The 26199-nt window shown below is 64.1% G+C and carries 14 protein-coding genes; 6 read left to right on the top strand and 8 right to left on the bottom strand.

Going from position 1 to position 26199, the window contains the following annotated elements:
- Positions 1-759 precede the first annotated feature (759 nt).
- On the bottom strand, positions 760-1401 hold the full coding sequence (locus HWX39_RS04505) for a TetR/AcrR family transcriptional regulator (RefSeq protein WP_244134901.1): 642 nt from the start codon (positions 1399-1401) through the stop codon (positions 760-762).
- 103 nt (positions 1402-1504) lie between these two features.
- Between HWX39_RS04505 and HWX39_RS04500 the strand changes: the two genes are divergently transcribed.
- The 3 genes from HWX39_RS04500 to HWX39_RS04490 are packed head-to-tail and all read left to right on the top strand — an operon-like array spanning position 1505 to position 4969.
- Positions 1505-2407, top strand: a complete 903-nt coding sequence (locus HWX39_RS04500) for an SDR family NAD(P)-dependent oxidoreductase (protein ID WP_175965746.1) — start codon at positions 1505-1507, stop codon at positions 2405-2407.
- Positions 2404-3978 (top strand): NAD(P)/FAD-dependent oxidoreductase, encoded by a 1575-nt coding sequence (locus tag HWX39_RS04495; RefSeq protein ID WP_175965745.1) that lies wholly within the window; start codon positions 2404-2406, stop codon positions 3976-3978. Before HWX39_RS04500 ends, HWX39_RS04495 begins: the two co-directional genes overlap by 4 nt.
- 7 nt (positions 3979-3985) lie before the next feature.
- A complete protein-coding gene (locus tag HWX39_RS04490; protein WP_175965744.1) occupies positions 3986-4969 on the top strand; it encodes an alpha/beta fold hydrolase in 984 nt (327 codons plus the stop codon).
- 57 nt (positions 4970-5026) lie between these two features.
- Here the strand turns inward: HWX39_RS04490 and HWX39_RS04485 are convergent, their stop codons facing one another.
- Together HWX39_RS04485 and HWX39_RS36755 are read right to left on the bottom strand one after the other, a co-directional pair.
- Positions 5027-5425 carry a carboxymuconolactone decarboxylase family protein gene (locus HWX39_RS04485; RefSeq protein ID WP_175965743.1) on the bottom strand — a complete coding sequence of 133 codons (399 nt, stop codon included), beginning with the start codon at positions 5423-5425 and terminating at the stop codon, positions 5027-5029.
- A 415-nt stretch (positions 5426-5840) separates the two neighbouring features.
- A complete protein-coding gene (locus HWX39_RS36755) occupies positions 5841-6890 on the bottom strand; it encodes a highly repetitive protein (RefSeq protein ID WP_347879565.1) in 1050 nt (349 codons plus the stop codon).
- Between the two features lie 46 nt (positions 6891-6936).
- On the opposite strand from HWX39_RS36755, the gene HWX39_RS04480 reads away from it, so the two are divergent.
- The 3 genes from HWX39_RS04480 (at position 6937) to HWX39_RS04470 (ending at position 10286) form a co-directional block, all read left to right on the top strand.
- Positions 6937-8256: a collagen-like triple helix repeat-containing protein gene (locus HWX39_RS04480; RefSeq protein ID WP_347879564.1), complete on the top strand. Its 1320-nt coding sequence runs from the start codon at positions 6937-6939 to the stop codon at positions 8254-8256.
- 120 nt (positions 8257-8376) lie between these two features.
- Positions 8377-9660 (top strand): isoprenylcysteine carboxylmethyltransferase family protein, encoded by a 1284-nt coding sequence (locus tag HWX39_RS04475; RefSeq protein WP_175965741.1) that lies wholly within the window; start codon positions 8377-8379, stop codon positions 9658-9660.
- Between the two features lie 128 nt (positions 9661-9788).
- Positions 9789-10286: a GNAT family N-acetyltransferase gene (locus HWX39_RS04470; RefSeq protein WP_175965740.1), complete on the top strand. Its 498-nt coding sequence runs from the start codon at positions 9789-9791 to the stop codon at positions 10284-10286.
- Positions 10287-10364: 78 nt separating this feature from the next.
- On the opposite strand, the gene cml is transcribed toward HWX39_RS04470, so the two are convergent.
- The 5 genes from cml to HWX39_RS04445 form a co-directional block, all read right to left on the bottom strand.
- Complete coding sequence (gene cml, locus HWX39_RS04465) at positions 10365-11597, bottom strand: CmlA/FloR family chloramphenicol efflux MFS transporter (RefSeq protein ID WP_175965739.1); 1233 nt, start codon at positions 11595-11597, stop codon at positions 10365-10367.
- A 415-nt stretch (positions 11598-12012) separates the two neighbouring features.
- Positions 12013-12603 (bottom strand): hypothetical protein, encoded by a 591-nt coding sequence (locus tag HWX39_RS04460; protein ID WP_175965738.1) that lies wholly within the window; start codon positions 12601-12603, stop codon positions 12013-12015.
- 133 nt (positions 12604-12736) lie between these two features.
- Positions 12737-14476: a ShlB/FhaC/HecB family hemolysin secretion/activation protein gene (locus tag HWX39_RS04455; RefSeq protein ID WP_175965737.1), complete on the bottom strand. Its 1740-nt coding sequence runs from the start codon at positions 14474-14476 to the stop codon at positions 12737-12739.
- A gap of 304 nt (positions 14477-14780) precedes the next feature.
- On the bottom strand, positions 14781-15791 hold the full coding sequence (locus tag HWX39_RS04450) for a hypothetical protein (RefSeq protein WP_175952274.1): 1011 nt from the start codon (positions 15789-15791) through the stop codon (positions 14781-14783).
- An 8-nt stretch (positions 15792-15799) separates the two neighbouring features.
- Complete coding sequence (locus tag HWX39_RS04445; RefSeq protein ID WP_244134900.1) at positions 15800-25426, bottom strand: hemagglutinin repeat-containing protein; 9627 nt, start codon at positions 25424-25426, stop codon at positions 15800-15802.
- Positions 25427-26199 lie beyond the last annotated feature (773 nt).

Here is a 26199-nt window from a genome sequence, read left to right as displayed (position 1 = left end):
TCAACCTGCACGACCGCCGGCGATCGATGCGCTTTAACTCACCTCCAATTTCCTTGCTCCGGGCTTTCTGATTCAGAATGAATACGCCCTTTATTTTTATAGAAAATCAGGCTTTGCCTTTCCTGATTTTCTACTAATCTTGTTTCCAGCAATACGCTGATTTGCGTTTACCTAAACGCTTCAATTCCCGGCTTTATTCAATCCAGGAGTCTGAAATGCAAGCCGCCGTGATTTCATGGGGAACCACGCCTTTGGTCCGCGTCTAGACGGCCAACGGCAACAAGGTCACCGAGCGCTGCCACGGCGGCCGGAACGGGAACACGGGCACGTTCATCCAGACGGGCGACAACCTATCCGCAACGTGCCGGCTGGTCGGAAGCGCGATACGCATCCGCGTGCATGCAACCGGCGGCTCGACGACCGAGTGGTACCAGGATGACGACTGCCGGGCCCGGAGCGGCTATACGGGTTTGCGACCAAGCGTGCCTGGGGCGCGAGGATTTTCGCGCCACGATCGGCGCAATGCGAACCCAATTTCGCATTGCGCCGCTTTTTTTGTTTCGCCACCTTGTATCGATCAACCCACCGCCACACGCAATCGAAATCGAGAAAAAACGGCAGCTTATTGAACTTTATTTTTTACCCAAAATCTCCGGATTTTTATTTACGCAACAGGCGATTAAATCGAGCAAGAAATCGACACGGCATTCGGGGCGCCGTGCAGCCAATGCTTCATTTTCAACCGGTAATCTCTTCCGGTCAGCCGATCTCCCGCAGCGTCCCCAGCAGCACCCTCCTGCAACTCGCGACCATCTGCGCCTCGGGATCGCGATACTCGGTGAGCAGCCACGCCGCGCCGACGTTCGTCATCGCGCCGACGAGCGCGAGCCCGACCAGCCGTTGCTCGGTGCGCTCAGCGGGCGTCGCCGCTTCGCGCGGCGCGCCGATCGCCATGATCAGCTTGCCGAAGTCGATCAGCATGCGCTGGTAGGTCATGTCGGTGTCCGCGCTCACGCCCATCACCTCGAGCAGCAGCACGCGCGCCGCGCACGGGTCGCGCAGGAACGCGAAGAACGCGGCGAGCCCCGCATCGACGCTCTCGCGCAGATCGCCGCCGCGCTCGGCCACCGCCCGCGCGACCGCGTCGTGCAACTGCTGCGCGTGATGCAGGTAGGTGCAGCGCAGCAAATCCTCGGTGCTGTCGAACGCCGCATAAAAATAGCGATCGTTCAGCTTCGCTTCCTGGCAAATCGACCGCACGGTCGCCTTGCGGAACCCGACCGTGCCGAACACGCGCGTCGCCGCGCGGATCAGTGCGTCGCGCCGCTCCGCGGCCCGCACCTCGGGCGCCACGCCGCCATACGACCGGCCCCTTTTCTTTGTTTCGAGTGCTTTCTCCATTCCGCTATTTGACATCAGGACACCCGAAAACTAAAGTGGTGACGAACAACACCACATTAGACGCGCCATCGGCGCAGGGCAAGCGGAACGGGAGGAGCAACGGATGAACGGGTTTTCCGGCAAGGTCGCCGCGATCACGGGCGCCGGTTCGGGCATGGGCCGCAGCCTCGCGGTCGAGCTCGCGCGGCGCGGCTGCGAGGTTGCGCTCGCCGACGTCAACGAAACCGGCCTCGCCGGCACGGCGGCCGCCTGCGCGCGGCACGGCGTGCGCGTGAGCACGCGGCGGCTCGACGTGTCCGACCGCGATGCGGTGTTCGCGTGGGCCGATTTCGTGCGCGCCGAGCACGGCAAGGTCAACCTGGTCTTCAACAACGCGGGCGTGTCGCTGGCCGCCAGCGCCGAGACCGCGCGCATCGCCGATCTCGAATGGATCGTCGGCATCAACTTCTGGGGCGTCGTGCACGGCACCCAGGCGTTCCTGCCGCACCTGCGCGCGTCGGGCGACGGACACGTCGTCAACACGTCGAGCCTGTTCGGCCTCGTCGCGATGCCCACCCAAAGCGCGTACAACGCGACCAAGTTCGCGGTGCGCGGCTTCACCGAGGCGCTGCGGATGGAGCTCGAACTCGACGGCGCGCCGGTGAGCGCGACCTGCGTGCATCCGGGCGGCGTCGCGACGAACATCGTCGATGCGGGCCGCGTCGATACCAGCATCCACGCGCTCACGGGCCAGGACGAAGCGACCCATCGCCGCCAGGCGAACCGCCTGATCAACGCGACGACGGCCGACGATGCCGCGCGGCAGATCCTCGCGGGTGTCGAGCGCAATGCGCGCCGCGTACTCGTCGGCGCCGACGCGCGCCGGCTCGACCGGATCGCGCGCCTGCTCGGCGCCGGTTACCAGTGGCTGATGCTGCGCCACGTCCGCCGCGCCCGCGCCCGCAACCTTGAACGCGCGCACGCCCCGGCCGCGCTCCCGACCACGCCGACCAAGGATCCCGCATGACCTCGACGACGACCGACCGGCGCGACGCGCCGCCCGCCCCCGATGCCCGCGGCGACAGTAACGACCTCGACGTGCTGATCGTCGGCGCCGGCCTGTCCGGCATCGGCGCGGCCTATCACCTGAAGCAGCGCTGCCCGTATGCCAGCGTGGCCATCGTCGAGGCGCGCGACGCGATCGGCGGCACCTGGGACCTGTTCCGCTATCCGGGCGTCCGTTCGGATTCCGACATGTTCACGCTCGGCTACAGCTTCCGCCCGTGGCACAGCGACAAGGCGATCTCGGACGGCCAGACGATCCTCGACTACATCCGCGACACCGCACGCGCGTACGGCATCGACAAGACGATCCGCTACGGCCAGAAAGTGGTCGCGGCCGACTGGGACTCGAACCGCGCGCGCTGGACGGTACGCATCGAGCGCACGCGGAACGGCGCGACCGACACGCTCGTGTACACCTGCCGCTTCCTGTTCATGTGCAGCGGGTACTACGACTACGACGCCGGCTACCTGCCCGACTGGGCCGGCATGGACACGTTCGAGGGCACGCTCGTGCATCCGCAACACTGGCCGAAGGACCTGTCGTACGCGAACCGGCGCGTGGTGGTGATCGGCAGCGGCGCGACGGCCGTCACGCTCGTGCCGTCGATGGCGGCCGATGCGCAGCACGTGACGATGCTGCAGCGCTCGCCGACCTACATCTTGTCGCTGCCCGCCCGCGACAAGATCGCGAACGCGCTGCGCCGCGTACTGCCGTCGCGGCTCGCCCACCGGCTCGTGCGCGTGAAGAACGTGCTGCTGACGATGTACCTGTACAACGTGTCGCGCCGCAAACCCGACCGGACGAAGCAGTTCATCATCCGCGCGGCCAGCAAGCAGGTCGGGCCCGGCTTCGACGTCGCGAAGCACCTGACGCCGCGCTACATGCCGTGGGACCAGCGCGTGTGCCTCGTGCCGAACGGCGACCTGTTCAAGTCGATCCGCGCGGGCCGCGCATCGATCGTCACCGACGAGATCGAGCGCTTCACGCCGACCGGCCTCAAGCTGAAAAGCGGCCAGCAGCTCGACGCGGATGTGATCGTCACCGCGACCGGGCTGAAGGTGAAGATGCTCGGCGGCGCGCGCGTCACCGTCGACGGTCGCGCGGTCAACCTGCCGGATACCGTGTCGTACAAGGGGATGATGTACAGCGACGTGCCGAACCTTGCGTCATCGTTCGGCTACACGAATGCGTCGTGGACGCTGAAGGCCGAGCTGATCGCGCGCTACGTGTGCCGGCTGCTCAACCACATGCGCGCGAACGGTTACGACACATGCGTGCCGCGGCTCGGCCCCGGCGATCTCGGCAACGTGCCGGCCGTCAACCTGAGCTCGGGCTACATCCAGCGCGCGGCCGGCATCCTGCCGAAGCAGGGGCACGGCAAGCCCTGGAAGTTCCACCAGAACTACGTGCTCGATCTCGCATCGCTGAAGTTCAGCGGACTCGCCGATTCGGCGATGCAGTTCGAACGCCGCGCGAAAGCCGGCCCGGCCGCCACGACGCCGGTTGCCGAACCCGCACTCGAAACCCGTTGAGGCCGACATGACCCCTACGCTCCATCTGATCCAGAACGTGCTGCTCGGCGTCGTCGCGGTGCTCGCCGCGCTCGCGCTGTTTACCGGTTACGTGGGCCGCCGCGTGACGCGCGCGTTTCCGCCCGAAGGCCGCTTCGTCGATATCGGCGGCGACCGCATCCACTACGTCGAATACGGCAACGGCCCGCCGCTCGTGTTCGTCCACGGGCTCGCGGGGCAGCTGCGCAATTTCGCGTACCTGCCGCTCGCGCGGCTCGCGCAGCACCATCGCGTGATCCTCATCGACCGGCCTGGCGCCGGCCGCTCGCTCCGCGGCGCGGGCTCGCAGGCGAACGTGTTCGCGCAGGCCCGCACGGTCGCCGCGTTCATCGATGCGTTGCAGCTCGACAAGCCGGTGCTCGTCGGCCATTCGCTCGGCGGCGCGATCGCGCTTGCGGTCGGCCTCAATCATGCGGACCGCGTGAGCCGGCTCGCGCTGATCGCGCCGCTGTCGCACGAGCAAAGCGAGCCGCCGGCGCCGTTCAAGCCGCTGATGCTGCCCTCGCCGCTGCTGCGCCGCTTCGTGTCGTGGACCTTCGCGATTCCGCTGACGATCCTGACCGGCCGCAAGGCGGTGCGCCAGGTGTTCGCGCCGGAAGACGTGCCGCGCGACTTTCCGGTCAAGGGCGGTGGACTGCTCGGGATGCGCCCGCACGTGTTCTACGCGACCGCGACCGACCTGCTGTCGGCCCCGCTCGACCTGCCCGCGATGGAGCGCCGCTACCCGGACCTCGCGCTGCCGGTCGACGTGCTGTACGGCCGTGCCGATCCGATCCTGAACTGGCGCGAGCACGGCGAAGCGCTCGCGAAAAAATCGGCGCGGGTGCGGCTGAAGGTCGTCGAGGGCGGGCACATGCTGCCGGTCACGATGCCGGAAGCAACGGCCGACTGGCTGCTCGAAGTCGCCGCCCCGCCGGCCGAGGGTGCCGCGCCGGCGGCACGCATCGCATAAGCCGCGACCGCGTCACCAGGCCTGAATCCGCGCCGTGCCGCCGGCGCCGGCGCGGATTCAGGCTTCGTCGTCGGGCACCCGCAGCCCGAGATCCGATATCACTTCCCGTGCGCTGCGGAACGCCTCGACCGCAGCCGGTGCGCCCGCGTACAGCGCGCTGTGCAGCAACACCTCGCGGATTTCGACGAGGCTCGCGCCGTTGTTGAGCGCGCCGCGAATGTGACCCTTCAGTTCCGTGCTGCGGCCAAGCGCCGCCAGCATCGCGCACGTGCACAGGCTGCGCGTCTTCAGGTCGATCCCGCCCCGCTGCCACGTGCTGCCCCATGCGTGCTCGTTCAGCCAGTCCTGCAGCGGGCGCGAAAAACCGTCGAGGTCGCGCATCGCGCGCTCGACGAACGCCTCGCCCATCACGTCGATGCGTCGCGCCTTGCCGTATTCCCTGTCCTGTTCGCTCATGTCCGTGTCCTCTGTGGGTCGTGGCGGCTGCGGCGGCGTCGGCAGCCGGGGAGTCGCGTCATGTTCATCGGGCCGGCGCGTTTCGTCAAAGATGCGGCCCTCAGTTCGCGGCCGCCGCGTCGCGCGATATCGAACGCTACGTAACATCGCGCCGCGCGTTACGGCGGCTTGCGGGAACATCGCAACCGCCGCACCGGCGCACCCTGCGTGCCCGTCGCGCGAAACTGCCGCAACTCCGTTTAAATCGCACCGTTATTCCCGATTTCTGCAATAAAGCGCGACGCCGTTTCGGGAAAGATGTCGTGGCGCGGAATTTGCAGAGGAGGCTTGGACACACTTCCAATGTCGAGGCCAACATGCACAAACTCTTCAAGAAGACGACGGTAACGATGGCCGTCTCGTCGCTGCTCGCACTCTATGGTTGCGGCTCGGTCGATGGACCGACGACGCCGCCGACGATCAAGCCGAGCACGTCAGGGACGGGCGGCAGCTCGGGGACTTCGGGGACGTCGGGTTCTTCCGGTACATCCGGTTCTTCGGGCACCTCGGGATCTTCCGGTACGTCGGGGACTACTTCTGGTACGTCGGGTACTTCTGGTACCTCGGGCACTTCCGGTACCTCGGGCACTTCCGGTACCTCGGGCACTTCCGGTACCTCGGGCACTTCCGGTACCTCGGGCACCTCCGGTACGTCGGGTACTTCTGGTACCTCGGGCACTTCCGGTACCTCGGGCACTTCCGGTACCTCGGGCACTTCCGGTACCTCGGGCACTTCCGGTACCTCGGGTACTTCCGGTACCTCGGGCACCTCCGGTACCTCGGGCACTTCCGGTACCTCGGGCACCTCCGGTACCTCGGGCACTTCCGGTACCTCGGGTACTTCCGGTACCTCGGGCACTTCCGGTACGTCGGGTACTTCCGGTACGTCGGGTACTTCCGGTACGTCGGGTACTTCCGGTACGTCGGGTACTTCCGGTACCTCGGGCACCTCCGGTACGTCGGGTACTTCCGGTACGTCGGGCACCTCCGGTACCTCGGGCACTTCCGGTACGTCGGGCACTTCCGGTACCTCGGGCACCTCCGGTACCTCGGGCACTTCCGGTACGTCGGGCACTTCCGGTACCTCGGGCACTTCCGGTACCTCGGGCACCTCCGGTACGTCGGGTACTTCCGGTACCTCAGGCACCTCCGGTACCTCGGGCACCTCCGGTACCTCGGGCACCTCCGGTACCTCGGGCACTTCCGGTACGTCGGGCACTTCCGGTACCTCGGGCACTTCCGGTACCTCGGGCACTTCCGGTACCTCGGGTACTTCCGGTACGTCGGGTACTTCCGGTACGTCGGGTACGTCGGGCACCTCCGGTACGTCGGGTACGTCGGGCACCTCCGGCACTTCGGGCACTTCGGGCACTTCGGGCACTTCGGGCACTTCGGGCACTTCAGGCACTTCCGGTACGTCGGGCACCGGCGTCACCCCCCTCGGCAATGTCCTCCAGAAATCCGGCAACCTCGTGACGGCAGTCGGCACGACGGTCGCGAACGGCGGCGGCCAGATCGGCGGCGTGCAGATCCCCGGCACGAACCCGACGACGGCCACCAGCGTCGGCAACGCGGTCACCAGCCTCGGCAACGGCGTGCAGGCGCTCGGCAATGGCGTCGCGGCCGGCCTCGGCTCGATCGGCGTGTCGGCCAACCCGCTCGGACCGACGCTGACGTCGACCACCGGCCTGCTGACCGGCGCCGGCGGCGCGGTCAACAACCTCGGCAACGCGGTGAAGAGCCTCGGCTCCGGCCCGCTGTCGCCGCTGTCGCCGGTCACGACGCTCGTCGGCGATCTCGTGAACACCGTCGGCGGCGCCGTCAATTCGACCGCGTCGGGCCTCAACACGGCGCTGAACAGCTCGCCGGTCCAGCAGCTCGAGACGCAGGTCGGCAAGGTGATCAACCCGATCACGAACACGCTGACCGGCGGTGTCTCGACGCCGGGCGCCACGCAGACGCTCGGCGGCGTGACGCTGCTCGGCACACCGCTCAACGGCCTGCTGAGCGCGCTCGGCAACGGCCTCGCAAGCGCCGGCACGAAGGTCGGCGGCGCAACCGACAACCCGGTCGGCGCCGGTCTCGGCGGCGTCGTGGCGCAGCTCGGCAACACCGTGACGTCCACCGGCGGTCTCGTCCACGACAACAACGCGGGCAGTTCCAGCAGCGGCACGGGCGGCGGCAACCCGCTCGCCCCGATCACGGGCCTGCTCGGCTCGCTGACGGGCGGCCTGGGCGGCGGCAGCTCGAGCGGTTCGGGCGGAACCAGCGGCACCAGCGGCACCAGCAGCGGCGGCCCGCTCGGACCGGTCACGGGCCTGCTCGGCTCGCTGACCGGTGCGCTCGGCGGCCTCGGTTCGAGCGGCACGAGCGGTACCGGCGGAACGAGTGGCACCGGCGGCACCAGCGGCACCGGTGGCGCGGGTATCGGCGGCCTGCTGGCGCCGGTCACCAACCTCGTCAACGCGCTGACACCGCTTGGCGCCAGCCTCACCGGCACGGTCACGACGCCCGGCGGCAACGTGACGGGCACGCTCGGCGGCCTGCTGTCGAGCGGCCCGGTCGGCACGGTGACGGGTGCGCTGACGACGCCGGCCGGCGCCGCGGGCGCCACCGGCACGGCCAGCCCCGGCGGTGCGGCCGGCTCGGTCACGACGCCGGCTGGCGGCGGCACCGTGGTGGGTGGCCTGACCGGTAGCTCGAACGGCGGTGCCGCGGGCGGCGCCGGCAACCTGCTCTCGCCGGTGACGAACCTCCTCGGCGGTCTGCTGGGCGGCGGCAACAAGAAGTAACGCTTTACCTATCAGAACCACAGGCCAATGGCCGGGCGCGCATCCCTACCAAGCCCGGCCGACGGCCGGCGTCACCCGCCAAGCGGGGGCGCCGGCCCTCAAACGTACGAGGACCCGATCATGAATTCCACGCTTGACGGCATCGCCGCGGTCCAGGACCGCCTACCCCGTTCCGCCACGCCCCTGCGCGCCGGCCTGCTCGGCATTGCCGCCGGGCTCTTCGCGCTGTGGATCACGCGCGGCCAGCCGACCCTCGACGCAGCCACGCGCGCGGTCATCGCCAGCCTCGCGATCATCGGCACGATCGCGCTGCACGAAATCTTCATCTCGCGCGTCTACCTGCGCCCGAGCGCGGGCCTGTCGCGGCAGGCGGTCCGGCCGCTCGGCATCGCGCGCGTCGCGACGCGGCTCGGCGCGCTGACGTCGATCTATGCGGGCATCGGCGCGATCTACTGGCTGCTGCCCGAATACCATGGCGCGTTCTACCTGCCGTTCTGGTCGCTGCTGCGCTCGCTCGCACCGTACGTGATCGTCGCCGCGCCGTTCTACTTCGCGTGGATGGACCGCCACCAGCGCGAGACCAACGACGCCTACCTGCTGTGGGGCCGCTTCCTGTTCCGCCGCGAGCAGCCCGCGAGCTGGAAGCCGGTGCGCGAGATGCTGGCCGGCTGGGGCGTGAAGGCGTTCTTCCTGCCGCTGATGACCGTCTACCTGTCGAAGGACGCCGATCACCTGACCGCGTCCCTCACGAACGCGATGCACGCGCCGATGACGATCGCGGCCTTCGTGTTCATGTATGACCTGTCGTTCACGATGGACCTGATGTTCGGCACCGTCGGCTACCTGTGCACGTTCCGCATCCTCGACAGCCACGTGCGCACCGTCGAGCCGACGACACTCGGCTGGGTGGCCGCGCTGATGTGCTACCAGCCGTTCTGGTCGCTGTTCTCGAACAACTACATCCGCTACGAAGGCTCGATGTTCTGGGACAACTGGCTGATGTCGGCTCCGACGCTGCGCGTGATCTGGGGCACCGTGATCATCCTGCTGCTGCTGACCTACGCGCTGTGCACGATCTCGTTCGGGCTGCGTTTCTCGAACCTCACCAACCGCGGGATCATCACGTCGGGCCCTTACCGCTTCACGAAGCATCCGGCGTACATCACGAAGAACCTGTCGTACTGGATGGTGTCCGTGCCGTTCGTCGAGCCGCTCGGCTGGCAGGTCGGGCTCATGCATTGCGCGGGGCTCGTCGCGGTCAACCTGATCTACTACACCCGGGCGAAGACGGAAGAGCGCCACCTGATGCGCGATCCCGACTATCGCGCGTATGCCGAATGGATCGCGCAACACGGGCTGTTCGCGCGGATCAGGCAGGCGTTCGGGCAGCGCGCGCCGGCCTGACGCGGCGGCAAAAGGCGGGGCCGGCTGCCCCGCCCTCGTCTGCGTTAGCGTTAGCGTTCCCGCATCGACGTTTCGCCGGTTCCGGCGCACAATGCGCGCTCCCTTCAGAACGGTGCGACAGACGAACGATGAGCGTCACCACGGTACGGCCGGCTACGATCGATGATGCGGCGATTGCCGCACGCATCCTGACCGATGCCGTTGCGTTCAAGACCGCGCACGACGACCCGGCATGGGGACACCGCGCGCGAACCGAACGGGACGTTCGGCCGATGCTCGACGCCGGCAGCCTTCACATCGTCGAGCAGGACGGCATCGCGGCCGCGACGTTCGTGCTGAGGTGGGAAGACGAGGCGTACTGGGGGCCGCAGGCGCCCGTCGCCGGTTATCTGCACCGACTCTCGGTACGTGACGGCTTCCACGGCCGCGGGCTCGGCCGCCACGTGATCGACTGGTGCGCGGATCAGGTACGCGCGCAGCAGCGCACGTTTCTGCGGCTCGATTGCGATCCGCGCAACGCAAAGCTGTGTGCGTATTACGAGGCATTCGGCTTTGAACGTGTCGGGCTTCGCCCGCTGCCCAGCGGTTACATCGCTTCGCTCTACGAGCGCGCGGTGGCCGGTTGACGACGCCGGCCGCACGCAACCGCGACTTCACCGGCGCGCCGCCCGGCCCGCAACCGCCACGCGTCGCCGCACGCGTGCTCAGTCGAACGAAACACTGCTGTCGCGCCTGTCGCCCATGCGACCAGTCGCCCGCGCCAGCCCCCTGATCGCGACGAAGCTCGCGACGCCCATGCCGAAGCAGCAGGCCACCAACGGCCACGGGGTAGCCCCGTCGAAGACCAGTGTCGCGAGCGTGCCCACGCCGGTGACGATCACGCCCTGCACCGCGTAGTAGAGCGCAACCGCCTTGCCTGCAGCATCGCCGAAATCGCGCAGCGCCCCGTTCGCGGACACCGACGACATCAGCACGATACCGACCGCAACCAGCCACATCGGCATCACGAACGTCACGAACGACGGCTTCGCCAGGACCGTACCGACGGCCAGCACGATCGCACCCGTCATCATCGTGAGCGCCCCTCGCGCAACGCAGCCTGCCTCGCCCCACCGCGACACGAACGTCCCCGCGAAGCGCGACACGACGACCATCACGATCGCGACGGTCGCGAAGGCCACGCTGAACGCCTCGCGGGAATAGCCAGCACCGCCGACCAGCACGCGCGGCGCGGTGGAGAAGAACACGAAGAACGCCGCCATCGCGGCGGCAAACGCGAGCGTATGAACCCGAAACGGCCGGCTGCCGAGAATCGATGCGACGGACGGCCCCTGCCGGTTCGCCGTCCGTGGCCGCGTTTCGTGCCAGCGTGGCCACGCGCGACCGCACGCGAGCAGACCCAGCAGGCCGAGCGTCGCGAAGATCGCGCGCCATCCGCAGGCTGTCGCGATGGCCGCGCCCAGCAGCGGCCCCAGCGCGGGCACGCACGCCAGCATCGCGCCGAACCGGCTGTAGATGAGGCGGCCTTCGGGGCGATCGGCGTAGACATCGCGAACGGTCGCGAACGTGGCGACGAGGGCGGCCGACGCGCCCAGCGCCTGCAGCACCCGTAGCGCGACGAACAGGCCGCCGCCGGTGGCGATCGCAAGCGCCAGGGAAGCCGCCGCGAAACACAGCGCGCCGCCCAGCACCACCGGCCGTCTGCCGACGCGGTCCGACAACGGACCGAAGATCATCTGGCCCAGCCCGAGGACGACCATGTAGACGCTCAGCGTCAACTGGACGACGGCCGGCGACGTGCCCAGCGCGGACGGCATCTCGGGGATCACCGGCAGGTACGCGTCCATCGCCAGCGAAGCGAGGAGATCGAAAGGCGCCATCAGCAGCAGCGCCGACGGCAACGAATAGGCCCAGACGGGCGTGGATTGTTCAGGCATGACAAGGCATCCGCTCAGAAAAGGGAATCTGGCGGCGATCTGCCTGGTCAGCGAGAGACAACGGGAGATCGCCGCAACGACCGGTTGACGAAGGTCGTTGCGGCTTAGCGATCCGTGGACGGGCCGGCTCCCATGGAGGAATCCTTGCGGTGTGCGTTGACTGCGCAGTGTAGTCGGTTCGACAGAACGGCACCAGCCGTGCACGCACGGCCGAGTGGTTGCGACCCGGTCGGCCAGCTCGCGTATCGTGCTGGCCAGCCGCGTGCAATACGGCGCCGCGCATTCCGGTGGAACGGAACGTGGCCCACAAAGTCCCGATCCGGTTCGCACGCTGTCTGGCTGGCCGCGCCGCGATCGCCGCCGCGAATCGACACATCCCCGGCGGTTTCGCGGCCCCGGCTCGCGTCGCCGAGCGTTAATGCTTCAGACGCACAACGTACAGGCCGGTGAAGTTTGCAGCCGCCGCCAGGCTGAAGTTCGGCGGGGTCGAAATGATCGATCCCATGATGGTTGGCTTGTACGTGACGGTCCCGCCCGAGAGGTCGGCCATTTCGATGACCGCCGGGCTCGGATTGGGAATGATGTTCGAGGTGAAGTTCAGGGTCAGCGTACGGTCGTACATGTTGTCGAACCCACCGTAGGACTTGATCTCGTAGACAAAGTCCGCGTTCACGCCTGCCGGCACCGGATCCGGTTTGCCCAGGCAAATCAATCCGTCGCGAACCACGCCATCCGGCGGGGTCTTGAAGGTCAACGTCGCGATGCCGTCGTCGGTGACCAGCGTCATCGTCGCATTCGCAACGGCACTCTTGGTGAGCTGGATCGACTTGTAGCCGTCCGGACACTTGAACGTGACAGGCTGAGGGTCCGGCGCGGTCGGCGAAGGGGTTCCCGCCGCGCTGTCGCTACTCGTCGCGTTGCTCCCGCCGCCGTCACCGCCACCACCGCATGCCGACAACAAGATGGTAGAACCTGCCAGGATCGCCAGAAAAATATTGTTTTTCATCTTTCACTCTCTCATTTGATAAATACAACTAATAAAATCGATGATCCTCGTGATCGATTTCTGCCTACCGCTCGACGCCACGCCAGGAAGCGCCGGGAAAAGCTACCGTAGGATCCAGGCGGACCTCATCAACTCAAAACTGCGCCGTCACCTGGAATCCGACCGTGACACGCGCCGTCGGAAACCCGGACGGCTTGTAGACAGGCGTACCCGCAAAGAGGTCGTACGCGTAGGCGCCGAAACGCGTGCCGACGCTGCCCTTCACGCCGATCACCGCACCGGCCAGTTGCGTCCCGACGAGTGCGATCGGCTGCGGACCCCATACGCGGCCATAATCTAGTCCCACATAAACTGCTTGCCCCGTTTGCCCGATCGGTGCCTGTAGCTCGTTGCGCCAGTAGAAGCCGCGTGCTGCGGCGAGCATCGTTTCGCCGTCGAAGCCGCGCACCGTGTAGCGGCTACCGATTGTCAGATCGTCGATGTAGTGCAGCGTGTTACCCGTGTACTGGCCGTGAAATGTCGTGACGTACCGGAACGGCTGCTGTGCGATCGCGAACGGCACCGACAGGTTCGCGTCGAGTACCGCCATCTTGAAGCGATAGGTCTGGCCATCGCCTGCCGCCAGCACATCATCCTGCGCGCCGAACCCGCCGACGCCTTGACGATATGCAAGTGAGCCATCGAACTGCGCGCCGCCGAAGTAGTGGCGATCGGTCAGGCCGAGTTCGATCATCGTGTTATTGCGGCGCTGCTGCGAAATCTCGGTGTCTTCGATAAAGCTCTGCCCGAAACGGCGCGACAACCGGAAATATCCACCGAACACGTCGTTCTGGCTGCGTGCCAGCACACGGGCCAGCTTCAAATCGACCGTCTTCGAATTGCCGCTCGCGACGAACGTCTGGTTCACGCCGGCGATCTGCTGGTAGTACGTATTCGTGTAGGCGGACAGCGTGGCCGTCCAGTAGCCCCACGGGATCGAATAGAAGCCGTTCCAGCCATGCGAACCAAGGCGCTTGTCGCCGAGTTCGAGATCCTGGCTGACGCCGATGTTGAATACGTCGTTCAGGCCGAGCGGGTTGTCGATGCCGACCGACAGATTGCCTTGCAACCTGCCGGTGGCGCGCGTGCCGGAATTGTCGATCGACGCGACGACCGTCCACGGCTTGCCGCGCTTCACATCGAGCACGACATCGCTTTCGCCAGGCAGATCGCCGGGAACGATTTGCATCGAGACGTCCTGGCTCGATACGCGTTTCATCTGCTCGAGGCCTTGTTCGAGGTCGCGCAGGTTCAGCAGTTCGCCATCGCGAGTCGGGAAGGCAGTTTTCCACGTACCGCGCAGTTTTTCATCGGCGAAGCGCACATGGCGGATCACGCCGGGGATTAGCGCGAGTTTCAACGTACCGGAGGCCAGATCCTGCTCGGGCACCAGTACGCGCGTCGTGACGTAGCCACGCGCCAGAATCACTTGCGATAGGCCTTTGACGAGCAAGTCGAGCCCCTGCTTGCCGACGCACTGCCCCGCGTAGTGGTCAAGCCATTCGCGCGCGAACGTGAAACGATCCATTGGGAGGGCCGACGCACCTTGTGCCTTTACCGCATCGGGCAATGTACTCGGTGCGTCGAGCACAAACCGGTCGATGCGAAAGCAGGGGGCTTCCGACGGAAGCATTGGATGCCCAGGGCGTGCCGTCACGCCCGAGCGTACGCCCGGCGCGGAAACTCTTCGTTCACGCTCGCGCGCTTCTTCTTGCTGACGCGTCTGCTGGTCATTGCCCGGAAGAATAGCGCGCGGCGCTTCTTGCGCAGACAAGCTGGTCGCGACAAACAGCAGCGTTGCGGCTGCGGAATTTCCCCGGCGAATAGTTTTCATGTATTTTTTAGAAACTTGATCGTGACCGATAGCGATGTCGTGCGCTTATCAACGCGTTACTTTCGGTTGAACGCGGGCCATTCCGCAAACGCAAAAATCCAAATCGAAGCGAGATTCACACCAGGAATCAACAGCACAATCACCCACCAGCCCGAATGTCCTGTTCGGCGCAAAATTCGAACATATGGATAAAGGAACAGGCAAAAGAATAGAGCCGACATCATTACGGCAACCGGCCCCCAACTCGCAAACGTCGTCATCGCATGGTTCATTGCTATGCCTTCATGGATAAAGATACCTGAATTCAGATTCGTCCAAACAGTCTGGCGATCAGGCCACGTTTCTCACGACCAACGGATGGAGATGACGGACGCGCACTACCCAAATCTGGCATTTCCTCGCGACGAAGCCGCTCCAACGCGACCTCCAACACCGAATCCGTATAAAGCGGCGTCGCGGGCCGGAGTCGCGCGTAGGTGGGTTTCATCAGCGGGTGATCAATCGGCTCGCTCTCCAGCCCTCGAACTTCCCGGAGCCGTTGCCATGCCAGTATCAGTGCTGGAAAACGCGTAAGAAGATGGCTGTTACTGAACTCGTACCACTCTTTCCTGCGCGTCCGGTGCGTATAGTAATCACATAACCAGATGATGTGATCCTGCATCGGTGTTAGATCGGTATCACGCCAATGCTCAAACAATTCATTCAATACGGGCTGGCTCAATGCTTGCGGCTTCTCTTCATCAGGGCGGCCCCATGCGTCAAATTGGATGTTCCAGTGATCGAAGCAGACTCGCAGCAACCAATGATAAAGCGGATAATGGTCAGCATCAAAGAACCGCCTTCGCTCGTATAGAGTTTTTATTTCTTCCGCCAGCATTCGTGCCTGATCGATCCATCCCGCGCATAGGCAAGTCGACAGGGTTTCGACGGCGCGATTCAGTGACGTCAGATAGTCGGCGCGCGTAGAATTGATTTGTTTATACTGATCAATTCGTGTTCGCCAATACTCATAAGCCCAATTCTTCGCCAAATATTCATCCCATCCAAAATCATTACCAGGAGAAAACATAAGCTTTGCAGCTTCAGCCTGCTCCTGTTGAGCACAGACCAATGAATTGCTGACACCCAGAGATAGATGCTTCGCCGGAGACACGCCAGATACATCTGTAAATGGGTTTTCACCAAACGCATATGCCTCCAAGTCTTTCCGACGTGGCTCCCATACGTTTTTCCGCAATTGCTCCCAATTCCCTTCAACCTGAGAAAGGAGTTGAGCTTCAGTCTCCCAACGCGGAAGAATCCCAAGGCGCTTCATGTGTTCTCTCATTTTGCAGGTGGCCACGGCAAAAGGTTCGCGGAAATCGAACCAGTGCTCCCCGGCCGAGGAATTTGGACCTGCATGACATTGTGACTAACCGTATAACCTTCGTCCTGCGCCTTACCAATCCGGTTCGCCAGGTCAACAGCATCTTGCGGCAATACTTGCCCACTGAGCTTACCTTGAGACGCCTGTCCAATCCAATTTCCAAATCGACCAGTGAGATCATCCTCCGGTGTGATGGGAATCCGATCACCGGTAACGGTTTTCACCTCGACATGATAAATCGTCCTGGTCTGCTGATCGATATAGACCAAATCAATGCCATGTCCGGATGCGTTCTGGATCGGCACAAAATTCTGCCCAGTCGCTTCCTTCATCAGTTGAGATGACAACTGTTCCCCGAGCTTCCCATCGTTCCGCCAAATAGTCGACAACGCCGGCAACTGATCCGCCGTGAAGCGATAGCTACCCGCCATATCGGCCATCGTGCCAGTCACAAGTGGCGGTGCCCGGCGTGCGAGGGTCTCGAGCGCACCAGCCGTCACGTCCAGCCCTACTCGACCGAGGGTCGCACTTGCTTCGACCGCGCCTTTGGCCGCCGTGACGACACTCGTAGCCTGCCACAGAAGATTGCCTAAATCGCGCCCGAGTTGCTCGGCATTCGCGTCGCCGCCGACCGTCAGCGCATTGTCCATGCTGGCGATCCGAGTCTTCAACGAGGTGACGATCTGATCGCCGAGCGCAGCGCGCACCTGGGGATCTTCGACCAGCGCCTGAAGCCCCTTCAGTCCAGCGACGGGATCGGCCGCAAAACGCACGAGCCCAGCGGCGTCAAAGACCGCAGCCTCGTTCAAGCCCTTCCACACGCCCCCAGCCGTAAGCAAATCCTGCTTCCCGCTGACCGCGAACCACTTCGCGTTGGTCTGCAACTGACATCCGAGGTTGCCGTTACAGGCAACCAGATCCTTTTGCATCTGAACGCGCTGTTCGGTCGCGAGCCAATTGTTCTGCGCGGCAGCTGTCGCGCTGGTCGTTGCCGTGGCCGCGCCCGAAGCACCGCCCACGCCCGATTCCGCCGCCACACCTGCCACGATGGACGAAATCAGATTCTGTTTCGCTTCCTTCTCCTGCTCGGTCATGTCGGGAGTAGGCGGTGCAAACAGATTGGTCAGCAGACTGGATGCCGCCGCGCCCATCGCCCCAGCGCCGCAGCTCTGGCTACTAGCCGCCGCACCAGCGCACCCCACAATCGCGTGCAGCGCTGCATGCAGCGGGCTACCTTCCGTCACGGTGCCGTTTTCGACCAGCTTGCCGATGTACGATGCACCTTGCTGCTGCAGGTAATTCACCACACCGGCCTGCGCAAACTGACCGGCGCCGCCGGTAACGTTGCCGCCCGCAGCTGCGGTCAGTGCGGACAGCACTTGCCGGTACGTACCGCCTGGGCCCCATTCCGCCGTCAACTGGTCGGCCTGCTGCTGCGCCTGCAATCGTTGCTCGGGCGTCAAATTCGGATTCTTGGCGGCAGTCTGTGCCGCGTCCGCTTCCTTCAATCGATTGTCGACGAAGGTCCCGACCTGGTTGATAAACTGGCTCGTGATGTCGAACCCGGCCTGAATCTTGTCCTTGTCGAAGATCGGCGCGAGCGCACTGCTCGTGTTCGACGTGTCGCGATTGATGTTCGCTACCGCTTCGGCGGCGGTCTCGCCCGTCAGTTGCTGTTGCTTCGCGCCGTCTGTAATCGTGACCGTACCACCGCTCACACCGCTCTTCGTGGTCGAGCTCGCGTCACCTGATGCGCCCATCACCACTGGCGGCGCAACCGACACCCCGCCCTTGCTCGGCACACTGGTTCCCGGCACCGGATTCACGTTATCCGCCGTGCCTTTCTGATCCTTGCCGATAGTGCCGCCATAGCCGCCCGAGAGCCCGACCGACGATGCGTCGTACGATGCGTGGTTCTCGATGTCGCTATGGGTGAGGGTGCCGGTCGTCAGTTTGTTCAGGTTGTCCTGCACTGCCTTGTCGCTGCTCGCGATCACACTGCCTTTGAGATCGGTATTGCCCTTCACATCGACCTGGAAACCGCCATCACCCGCCTTGATTCCCGATTGCTCGATCACACTTGCGTAATCGCTGTTCATCTTGGTCTGGCCGACACTGCCCGCCACGCTCGACTTCCCGGCGCAAAGCGGCGGCGCACACACGCTCGCCGAAATACCGGCGCTCTGCTGCTTCGAATCATAGTGATCCTTGTCCTGCAGGCTCTCGATGTTCAGGTTACCGCCGACATCGGCAACCACCTGTTTGCCTGACACGACCGCGCCCTTCAGATTCGTATCGCCGCCCGACTGGATTGCAAGCTGGTTGCCTGCAGCCACGTGCGTATTCGTCCACGTCGACGAATCCCCATCCGCGTTGCCTCGATTGCCTGCAACGCCCGCCGTGAAGGCTATCCCCGACTTGTCGCCGACCGTGAACGACACGCCCACCGACGCACTCGACCCACTGTTCGTACTGTGCTGGCTACTGGTATTTTCTGCCGCCTGAAGGTTCACATTGCCTTCGGCGGCCAACTTCGCATTGTTGCCTGCAGAAATCGTGCTGCCGATCACGTCGATATTGCTGTCCTTGCCGGCGCCAGCGGCAGCGATCGTCACGTTGCGGCCTGCCGACACGGTACTCCCCACCGCAGTGTTCGACTGTGCCTGCATTTGGCTGTCGCTCTTGCTCGCGCCGACCGACACGTTGATCCCGACACTTGTCGCGGCTTTCACCGGGTCGCCGCCCATCTGCTTCAGCGAGTCATAGGTGTTCTTCGCCGCAAGGCCCGTCGTGGCGGCTGCCAGTGCGATCAAGCGCGGATCGCCACCCACGCTTTGCGCAGCGTTCGTCATCTGCCGACCAGTCTGCACCGCGGCCACGACCGGATTCGTCACGCCCACCGTCACGCCGGCCTGACGAAACTGCTGCTGCTCTGCGAAGTTGGATGTATCCGTCGCGGCGTCGATCTTCACGGTCTTGCCGGCAAGATTCACGTCGTTGCCCGCATGCAGGATGCTGCCGGTCGCGTGCAAATCGTTGCCCGCACTCACAGTCAGGTTGCCGTTCAGTGCTCCAATCGCACTGCCGTTGCTTGTCACCGATGAAGACTGCTGCTTGTCCGAGTTCGAACGAGAACCGACCGACACCGAGAGGCCCCCATTCGACATCAGGCCGGTTTCCTTTTTGTCGTAATAGGTAGACGATTGAATCGTGTCCTGCGAGGTCTTGATGTTCACGTCCCGCGCAGCCGACAGCGACACATCGTTTGTACCGACGATATTACTGCCCGTCACGTTGATGTCCCGGCCGCTCGTGACCGTCACGCCATCCGCCGAAATCGTACTGCCCTGGCTATAGGTCGCCGTCTGGTCGATTCCGCTTGCGACCTTCGACCCGCTCACCACATTGCTGTGGCTATGCGTCTCGTGTGAGTTCAGCTCATGCGTCTCGGTTGCCGTGCCGACATTCACATCGCCGGCCGCCAGCAAGTTCGCGTTGCCCTTGTCGAGGCTGATCGCACTGCCGCTGACGGTAATGTCCTTGCCCGAGACGATATTGACCGTATCGCCGCCCTTGAGCATCGTCCCGGTCAGCGCCTGGTCCGACGTATGCAGCGTTTCCGCATAGCTGCCGTGACTGTCACTACCCGAGCTATTGCTGTTTACGGTCGACGTCGCGCTCGCCGCGCCCAGCGTGACGTTACCTTTGGCCGCGATCGTTCCACCCTGCCCGAGGTCGATCTGCGCGCCCTTCGTCGTCAGATCGCCACCCACGACGACATTAGATTGCCCACCGACTGTCACCGAGCTACCGGTAACCTTGTTGATGTCGGTGTTGGACACGCCGTTCGCGCGCTGCACGATCTTGTGCTCGCCCGTCTGCACCGCGCCGAGATCCCAGTTACCGCCGACATTCATGCCGAGATTGCCACCGACCGACAAATTGCCCGCGTTCTGCTGGAAGTTGCCACCCGTCGTGATCGACGCGTCACCTGCGACGTCGAGTTTCGCCATCGGCCCGAGCGTCGTCACCACGCTCGTCGCGCCGTCGCGGCTCACCCGGGTATTCGTCTTCGTCGCCGTATCGAGAATCAGGTCCTTCCCGGCATCGAGCTGCAGACTGCCGGCCTTCACATTCGCAGATGTCAGGTCGATGTTGTTCTCGGTCTTCAACGACATCAGTCCGCCGCTTTGCAGCGCGCCGAACGCGTTGTCGATCTGCTTACCCTGGATCGCCAGCGCGTTGTCCGCCTTGATCGTGCCGCTGTTCGTGAACGACTGCGCGTTCTGGAAGTCGATGTTCGTCGCGCTGATCAACGGCCCATCGATGTTCTGCTGACTGGCCTTCGCGAGATACACAACCGGCACCAGCACCGACTGGCCGTCGACCACCCGCGTTTCCATCATGATCACGTTGCTGGTCAGCTTCGACACCTGATCGGCCGACAGGCTGGCTCCGATCGGCAGATCGAGCGACTTCGACAGATCCGCGCCGGCCGCCATCAACGACTGGTACATCGTCTGCAGGTCCGTGTACGGCCCCAGCACTGCCTTGCCGGTCAGCGATGTGATCTCGTTGCGCACGAGCTGTTGCTCGTAAAAACCGTCGCCGAGCCGCTTCGGGATATGAGTCAGGTCGACGCCAAGCTGACTGAAGAAGTAGTCGCTCGAAATGAAATTCTTCTGGTTCGTGAACGCCGGATTCGTTTCGATCACGTAGCCCGCATTCGGCGCAGTCGTCGGCTTGAACAAGCCGCCTTGCGGAATGGTGAGGTTGTTCAGCACGATCAATGCCGTTGCACTGGCGATGATCGGATCGACCGGCGCCGACGGGCCACCGTGCACGGCCGACGCACCCGATTTCGCGCCGCTCGCGTTACCGCTCAGGTTGGTGGGGGTGAGACCCGGCACCGACTGCCCCGGCAGCAAGCCGAGCGACGGAATCGAGGCGTTGCCCGCCGCGTTGTTGACGCTGACACCCGTGCCCGAAATCGTGCCGTTCGAACTCAACGTCGAGTCGTATTTCGGTAGTTTGTAATCCTTGATCGAGGCCGGTGCCGCCTGCGTGTAACCGCCCGGGCGACCGGTCACGAACGGCGCGTTGCCGAACGGCAATTGCCAGTCGTGTTCCGTGTTGTCGTAGTTGTTGTAGTGATATTGGCCCGAGTAGGAAACCGACACGCCCGGCAGCTTCTGGCCGGACGCCGCCCAGCCGTCGGCGTCGTAGTAGGCCGGCATCTTGATATCGCCGACCGCCGCGAGGTTGCTCCAGTAGTTTTGCAGCGTGCCGACCGACGACGCATCGATCTTGCCGCCCGACACGATCTGCGCGGCCGGGCTGATGTCCGTCACGGTCGTCGCCGTCGCGCTGTCCGCGTAGTAGGTCGTGAACTGATACGTGCTGTTCCACTGACCGCCATGAGGCGGCTCGGTATAGACGCCGCCGATGCTGTCCGGATCCTTCACGCCGATCTGGCCCGTGCGACCGCTGATCGGAATACCGAACTGCGCGAGCAATGCCGGATCGATCTGGCTGGTGGACGTCTTCATCGCGCGGCGGGTGCTCGTCACCTTGTCCGCGTGCAGTTCCATGTCGCCGCTCGACTGGATCAGGGCCGACACATTGTTGACGAGCGCCGCGTTCGTGTAGTTGCCGCTTGCGTCCTTCCCGCCAGCCAGCACGACCTTGCCCATCCCGAAGATGGCTGTCGTCGCCATCGAATCGGTCGCGGTCGTGTCGTCGCGGTTTTCGATGTCGTGCGCGAGGATTTCGAGCGTGCCGTTGCTATCTGAACCGCCAATCAACGCGGTCGGGCCGAGGTTCGAGATCGTATTCGTCGCGTTAAGCGACACGCTCGCGCCCACGAGCGCGCCGGTATTGGTCAGGTTGGTCGACTGCGTGTGCAGCAGACCGCCGGCAGTCAGGGCGCCCACGTTGACGATGTTGCCCGCGTTGACGCTCAGGTTGTTGACCGACTGCAGGTTCGCGTTGTTCGTGAAGGTGCCGGGTAACGTGAAGGCAAGATCGTGACCGACGTTGAACTGCGTGTCGGCCGCCGCCGTGTAGTCGCCCTGCAGGTTCACGTTGGCGTCATGCGTCGCGCTATATGTGCCACCGCCTTGCAGCGTGGCAGCCGCGACCGACAAGTCGTGCGTCGAGCTGATCTGACCGCCCGTATTCGTGATCGCGCCGGTCGTCGTGACGTTCACGTCGCCGTTCGAATTCGTGACGTTGCCGATAGTGCCGCCACTGTTGTCCAAGGTGTTGCCCTGGACACGAAGCGATGCGCCGCTGAGCTGGCCGCCTTGCGTGTTGCTGATCGACGCTGCGCCGATCGTCACGTCGCCGTTGCCGGTAATCGCCCCCATGCCCGATACGCCGCCGGCGTGGCTGTTGGCAATTTGGCTGCCGCCTTGCACCGTCATCTTGCCCGCGCCGAGGTCGACGATGGCGCCGTCCGCGTTGTCGATCGAGGCCGATTGAATGGCGAGCGTGCTGGTGTCGCCCGCAGTCGATTGCCCGGCCTGGACATGCCCGCCGCGGTTCGACAGCGCACCGCCGTTCTTCAACGACAGCGACGCGTCGGATCGCAGCAGACCCTGTGCGTTGTTCACGTCGCCGGCAATGGTCGCGTGGATGCCGCGCTGCGCCGCGAGAATACCGCCGGCGTTGTTCCAGGTAGCCGCGTTGACGATGGCTTGTCCCTTCGTCACGATGGTGCCCGACGCGTTGTTCAACGCGCTGGCTCCATTGCCCGGTGTGATCGTCAAAGCACCCGTACCAGCGTGTGTAATGGTGCCGCCCGCGTTGTTCAGCTCGGCCGGCGTGAGCGTCAAGTCCGTGCTGTTGGTCTGGATCACGCCGGCAGCCGAGTTGTCGAGCGTGCCGCTGACGTTCATCCCCATCGCCGACGGTCCATACTGCGTGATCGTGCCGCCGTGGTTCACGAGGTTGGCGGCGGTCAGCGCAAGCTGATTGGCTTCGAGCTTGCCGCCGCTGTTGTCCAGCGTCGAATCGGCGGTGACCGACAGGTTCGGCCCGACGATCGAACCGCCCTGATTCGTCATCGAACCGGTGTGGATCGTCGCGTTCGTGCTCGCGCCGATCTGGCCGCCGTCGTTCGCCAGCGTACTGCTGGTGACGCCCAGATCCGTATTCGACAACAGCTTGCCGCTCGCGTTGTTCAGCGTACCGTCGACGGTTGCCGTCAGTCCGTTCTGCGCGCTGATCGAACCCGACGCGTTGTTCAGCGTGCCGGTTTGCGCGGTCACGCGCCCGTTGCTGGCAATCGCGCCACCGACGTTCGACACCGACCCCGTACCACCGCCGAGCGTCAGCGTCCCGTTGCCGGCATGCGTGATTGTGCCGCCGTCGTTGACGATTGCCGTTGGCGCGAGCGTCAGGTCGGTACTGTTGGTTTGCAGCGTGCCACCGGTGGAATTGTCGAGCGTGCCCGACACGTTCACGTTCATCGCCCCGGCGCCGGTCTGCGTAATCGTGCCGCCGTGATTCACGAGGTCGGTCGCGTTCAACGAAACCTGGCCCGCCTGCACGGTGCCCGCGCTGTTGTCGAGCGTTGTTCCACTGACCGTTGCCGTCTGACCGACGATCGAGCCGCCGTTGTTGATCAGGCGCGCGCCCGCATCGACAGCAACCTTTTGCGCAGCCTGCAGCGTACCGCTGCCGTTGTCGACCGACTGGCCCGATACCCGAAGATTCGTGTTGGAGGTGATCGCACCGCGATTGACAACGTTTGCGCCCTGGACCGACACATCGCCGTTACCGCCAATGACACCGCCTTGCGCACCGTTCGCGGTGGTCCCCGCCGCATTGGTCAATTGGCCGCTCGTCGTCACCGACAAACCGTCGCCATTGAGCGACGTGATCCGCCCAGCCGTGTTGTCCAGCGACGTGCCGGCCACCGTCATGCCGGCCGCGCTTTGGAGAGAGCCCTGATTGTTCGCGATGGCGCCGCCACGCACGTCCGCCGTGCTCTCGGATACCAGTTCGCCGGACTGGTTGGCGATCTGGCCAGCCACGTTGACCGACAGAGGCCTCTGCGATGAAACCTTGCCACTCTGGTTCGACAGATTGCCACCGGTCAGCGTCGTGCTGCCGCCGCTCGACAGGCGGCCGTGATCGTTGATCACGGTGCCCGATGCGTTCGCCTGAATGGCGCCTTGCGCGCTCGTCGTCGCGTTCGACAGGTTCACGTCGCCGGCCGTCGCGTTCAGCGACAGGTTGCCGTTCGCGGCCGTCGTGCTGCCGGCGAGATTCACATCGTGGCCCGTCGCCGACAGGTTGCCACCCGCAATGTTCTTGCCGGTCGCATTCAGCTGGCCTGTCGTCGCAAGTTGCAGGTCCCCCGCTTGCGTGACGGCACCGTCGCTGTTCACGCCCGCGCCGAGTGTACCGGTTGAATCCAGCGAACCGGCATTCACGCCCACGTTGTGCTGTGCGGCGAGCGTACCGGAGTTCACTACGTCGGCACCGGTATTCAGTACAACAGACTGCTGGCCATAGGTCGTGCCGCTGTTCTCGACCCCGCCCGCGGCCGATACCACGACGTTGCCGAGCGAGCTCACCTTGCCGGACTGTACCAGCCGTCCGGCCGTCGTCAGCGTCAGGCCCATCGCATCGGCAGCGATCGTGCCGGCGTTCCGAACCCCGACACCGCCCTCGGTGCCGACCAGGAAAATCCGGTTGCTGTACATGCCGCCCAATTGACCGACATCGATTGCGACGGCCGGCGCGGCGCCTTCACCCTGAATTCGGGTCGCCTGAAGCGTGTCGTGATTAACCTGATTCGCGCCGGCCACCACGTTCAGGTTGTTCGCGTAAATGGCCGCATTGGTTTGAACGGCCCTGGCAATCAGATCCACCTGGTCGACATTCTTCGCATTCAGGCCGGCGCCTTGCACCGTAATGAGGCCGCGCGTCGTGTTGAAACCGGCCAGCGATCCGTCCGCATTCAGATTGGGGGTTCCGGTCGTGAGAATGGCGCGCGACGTGTTGATGAAGCCGCCACCATCGACCACCAGACCAGACGGGTTCGAAATAATCATCTCGGCCCGCTGGCCGGCGATCTCGACATACCCCCTCAATTGCGAAGGGTTGTTGCTGTTGACTTGATTGATGATGATTCTGGCTGCATCGTGTGCGCCAAAATTCGGGTTGCCGTTGATATAGCCGGCCTGCTGCGTGTTCGTCATCACCGGCGAGTTGTTTACGATCACGCCGGGTTTCTGAACGTCGAACTGGGAATAGGTATTCAGCGAAACACCGGCCCCGCTAGGCTTGTTGATATTGACCTGTGGCAAACCGTTCGGAGTCTGCACGACCGACGGTGCATTCGCCCCTGCGCCCACCACCTGTGCCTGCACCCAGCGTGGCGCCACGCCCGCCGCAAGCAGCACCGCAAACGCCGCGTGGCGCAGCGCGAACCTCACCCCTACGCGCGGCGGCTGTGCAACGTGGACGGCTTCTCCACGGCTTGGGTTCCCCGACGAGCTGGCCGTCTCTGCGACTGCGATCAACATGCCACGTACGCGGCTGAATACCAGACGATATTGGTTCTTGTTCATGGTACGGCGGGCGCGCTTTTACGCACCAGGCGAATAAGTTTGGAACGCCGCGACAGGTAACGAAGAGGTTGGCAACGCCGGGATCGACGCACCCGAATTTCCCCGCCTTTTCGTCACTCAGGTCGTAGCGAACTTGATTGGTCTCTCCCGCCGAAATATATCGAAACATTTGTCAGTACATTGTCAGGAATTGATAAAGTCGCGTCGCTCCGGAATGGCCGCAATCGACTTTCCGGGTAGGTACGCCTCGGTTTCTCGCGCTTCAGAGTCGTGTGCTGATCAAAATGGCTCGCAATTCCCCACCACTATTCAACAATTGGAATCTATTTTAAAAACGCCCCCGATATTTGAGATAATTCGATATCCGTAGCCGTCCCGTGATCGGCACCACATCAATCGCTCGATGACGAAGCCGTTCAAACAAGCGGAAATCGGGCATATCCGCGCTTTGTCATCGTCAATCAAACGCGGGGTTTTCTCACTTCATCCCGGAGGGCTGCCCTCTCCATTCCTCCTATCCCGAATTGATCGTTCACATTCCTTATTGACAATCTCGCCAAACAACGGGCGTTTGAGCGAGACGTTTCGCGGCCGAATCGATGTAGCGACTGCATTGTCGTGAGCACGCAACAAAAGCACGCGTGTGATGCCGGAACGCACTTCCTGCTCGCGCGGGCGAATTTGCGCTCCCCCTTGCGACCAATCGTCGCGAAACACCCCGAATCCCCGCGATTCGTCGCTTTTCTCCCCTAGTCCGATTGCCCTCCCGAATC

The organism is Burkholderia sp. BCC0322 (assembly GCF_902833045.1).
Lineage (GTDB): Bacteria > Pseudomonadota > Gammaproteobacteria > Burkholderiales > Burkholderiaceae > Burkholderia.
The sequence above is the reverse complement of the archived record's forward strand: the minus strand, read 5'-3'. Positions and strand labels throughout refer to the sequence as shown.

Excerpts from the sequence above, each read along its gene's own strand:
- HWX39_RS04505 (WP_244134901.1), bottom strand. The coding sequence starts at position 1,401 with ATGGAGAAAGCACTCGAAACAAAGAAAAGGGGCCGGTCGTATGGCGGC.
- HWX39_RS04500 (WP_175965746.1), top strand. The coding sequence starts at position 1,505 with ATGAACGGGTTTTCCGGCAAGGTCGCCGCGATCACGGGCGCCGGTTCG.
- HWX39_RS04495 (WP_175965745.1), top strand. The coding sequence starts at position 2,404 with ATGACCTCGACGACGACCGACCGGCGCGACGCGCCGCCCGCCCCCGAT.
- HWX39_RS04490 (WP_175965744.1), top strand. The coding sequence starts at position 3,986 with ATGACCCCTACGCTCCATCTGATCCAGAACGTGCTGCTCGGCGTCGTC.
- HWX39_RS04485 (WP_175965743.1), bottom strand. The coding sequence starts at position 5,425 with ATGAGCGAACAGGACAGGGAATACGGCAAGGCGCGACGCATCGACGTG.
- HWX39_RS04475 (WP_175965741.1), top strand. The coding sequence starts at position 8,377 with ATGAATTCCACGCTTGACGGCATCGCCGCGGTCCAGGACCGCCTACCC.
- HWX39_RS04470 (WP_175965740.1), top strand. The coding sequence starts at position 9,789 with ATGAGCGTCACCACGGTACGGCCGGCTACGATCGATGATGCGGCGATT.
- cml (WP_175965739.1), bottom strand. The coding sequence starts at position 11,597 with ATGCCTGAACAATCCACGCCCGTCTGGGCCTATTCGTTGCCGTCGGCG.
- HWX39_RS04460 (WP_175965738.1), bottom strand. The coding sequence starts at position 12,603 with ATGAAAAACAATATTTTTCTGGCGATCCTGGCAGGTTCTACCATCTTG.
- HWX39_RS04455 (WP_175965737.1), bottom strand. The coding sequence starts at position 14,476 with ATGAAAACTATTCGCCGGGGAAATTCCGCAGCCGCAACGCTGCTGTTT.
- HWX39_RS04450 (WP_175952274.1), bottom strand. The coding sequence starts at position 15,791 with ATGAAGCGCCTTGGGATTCTTCCGCGTTGGGAGACTGAAGCTCAACTC.
- HWX39_RS04445 (WP_244134900.1), bottom strand. The coding sequence starts at position 25,426 with ATGAACAAGAACCAATATCGTCTGGTATTCAGCCGCGTACGTGGCATG.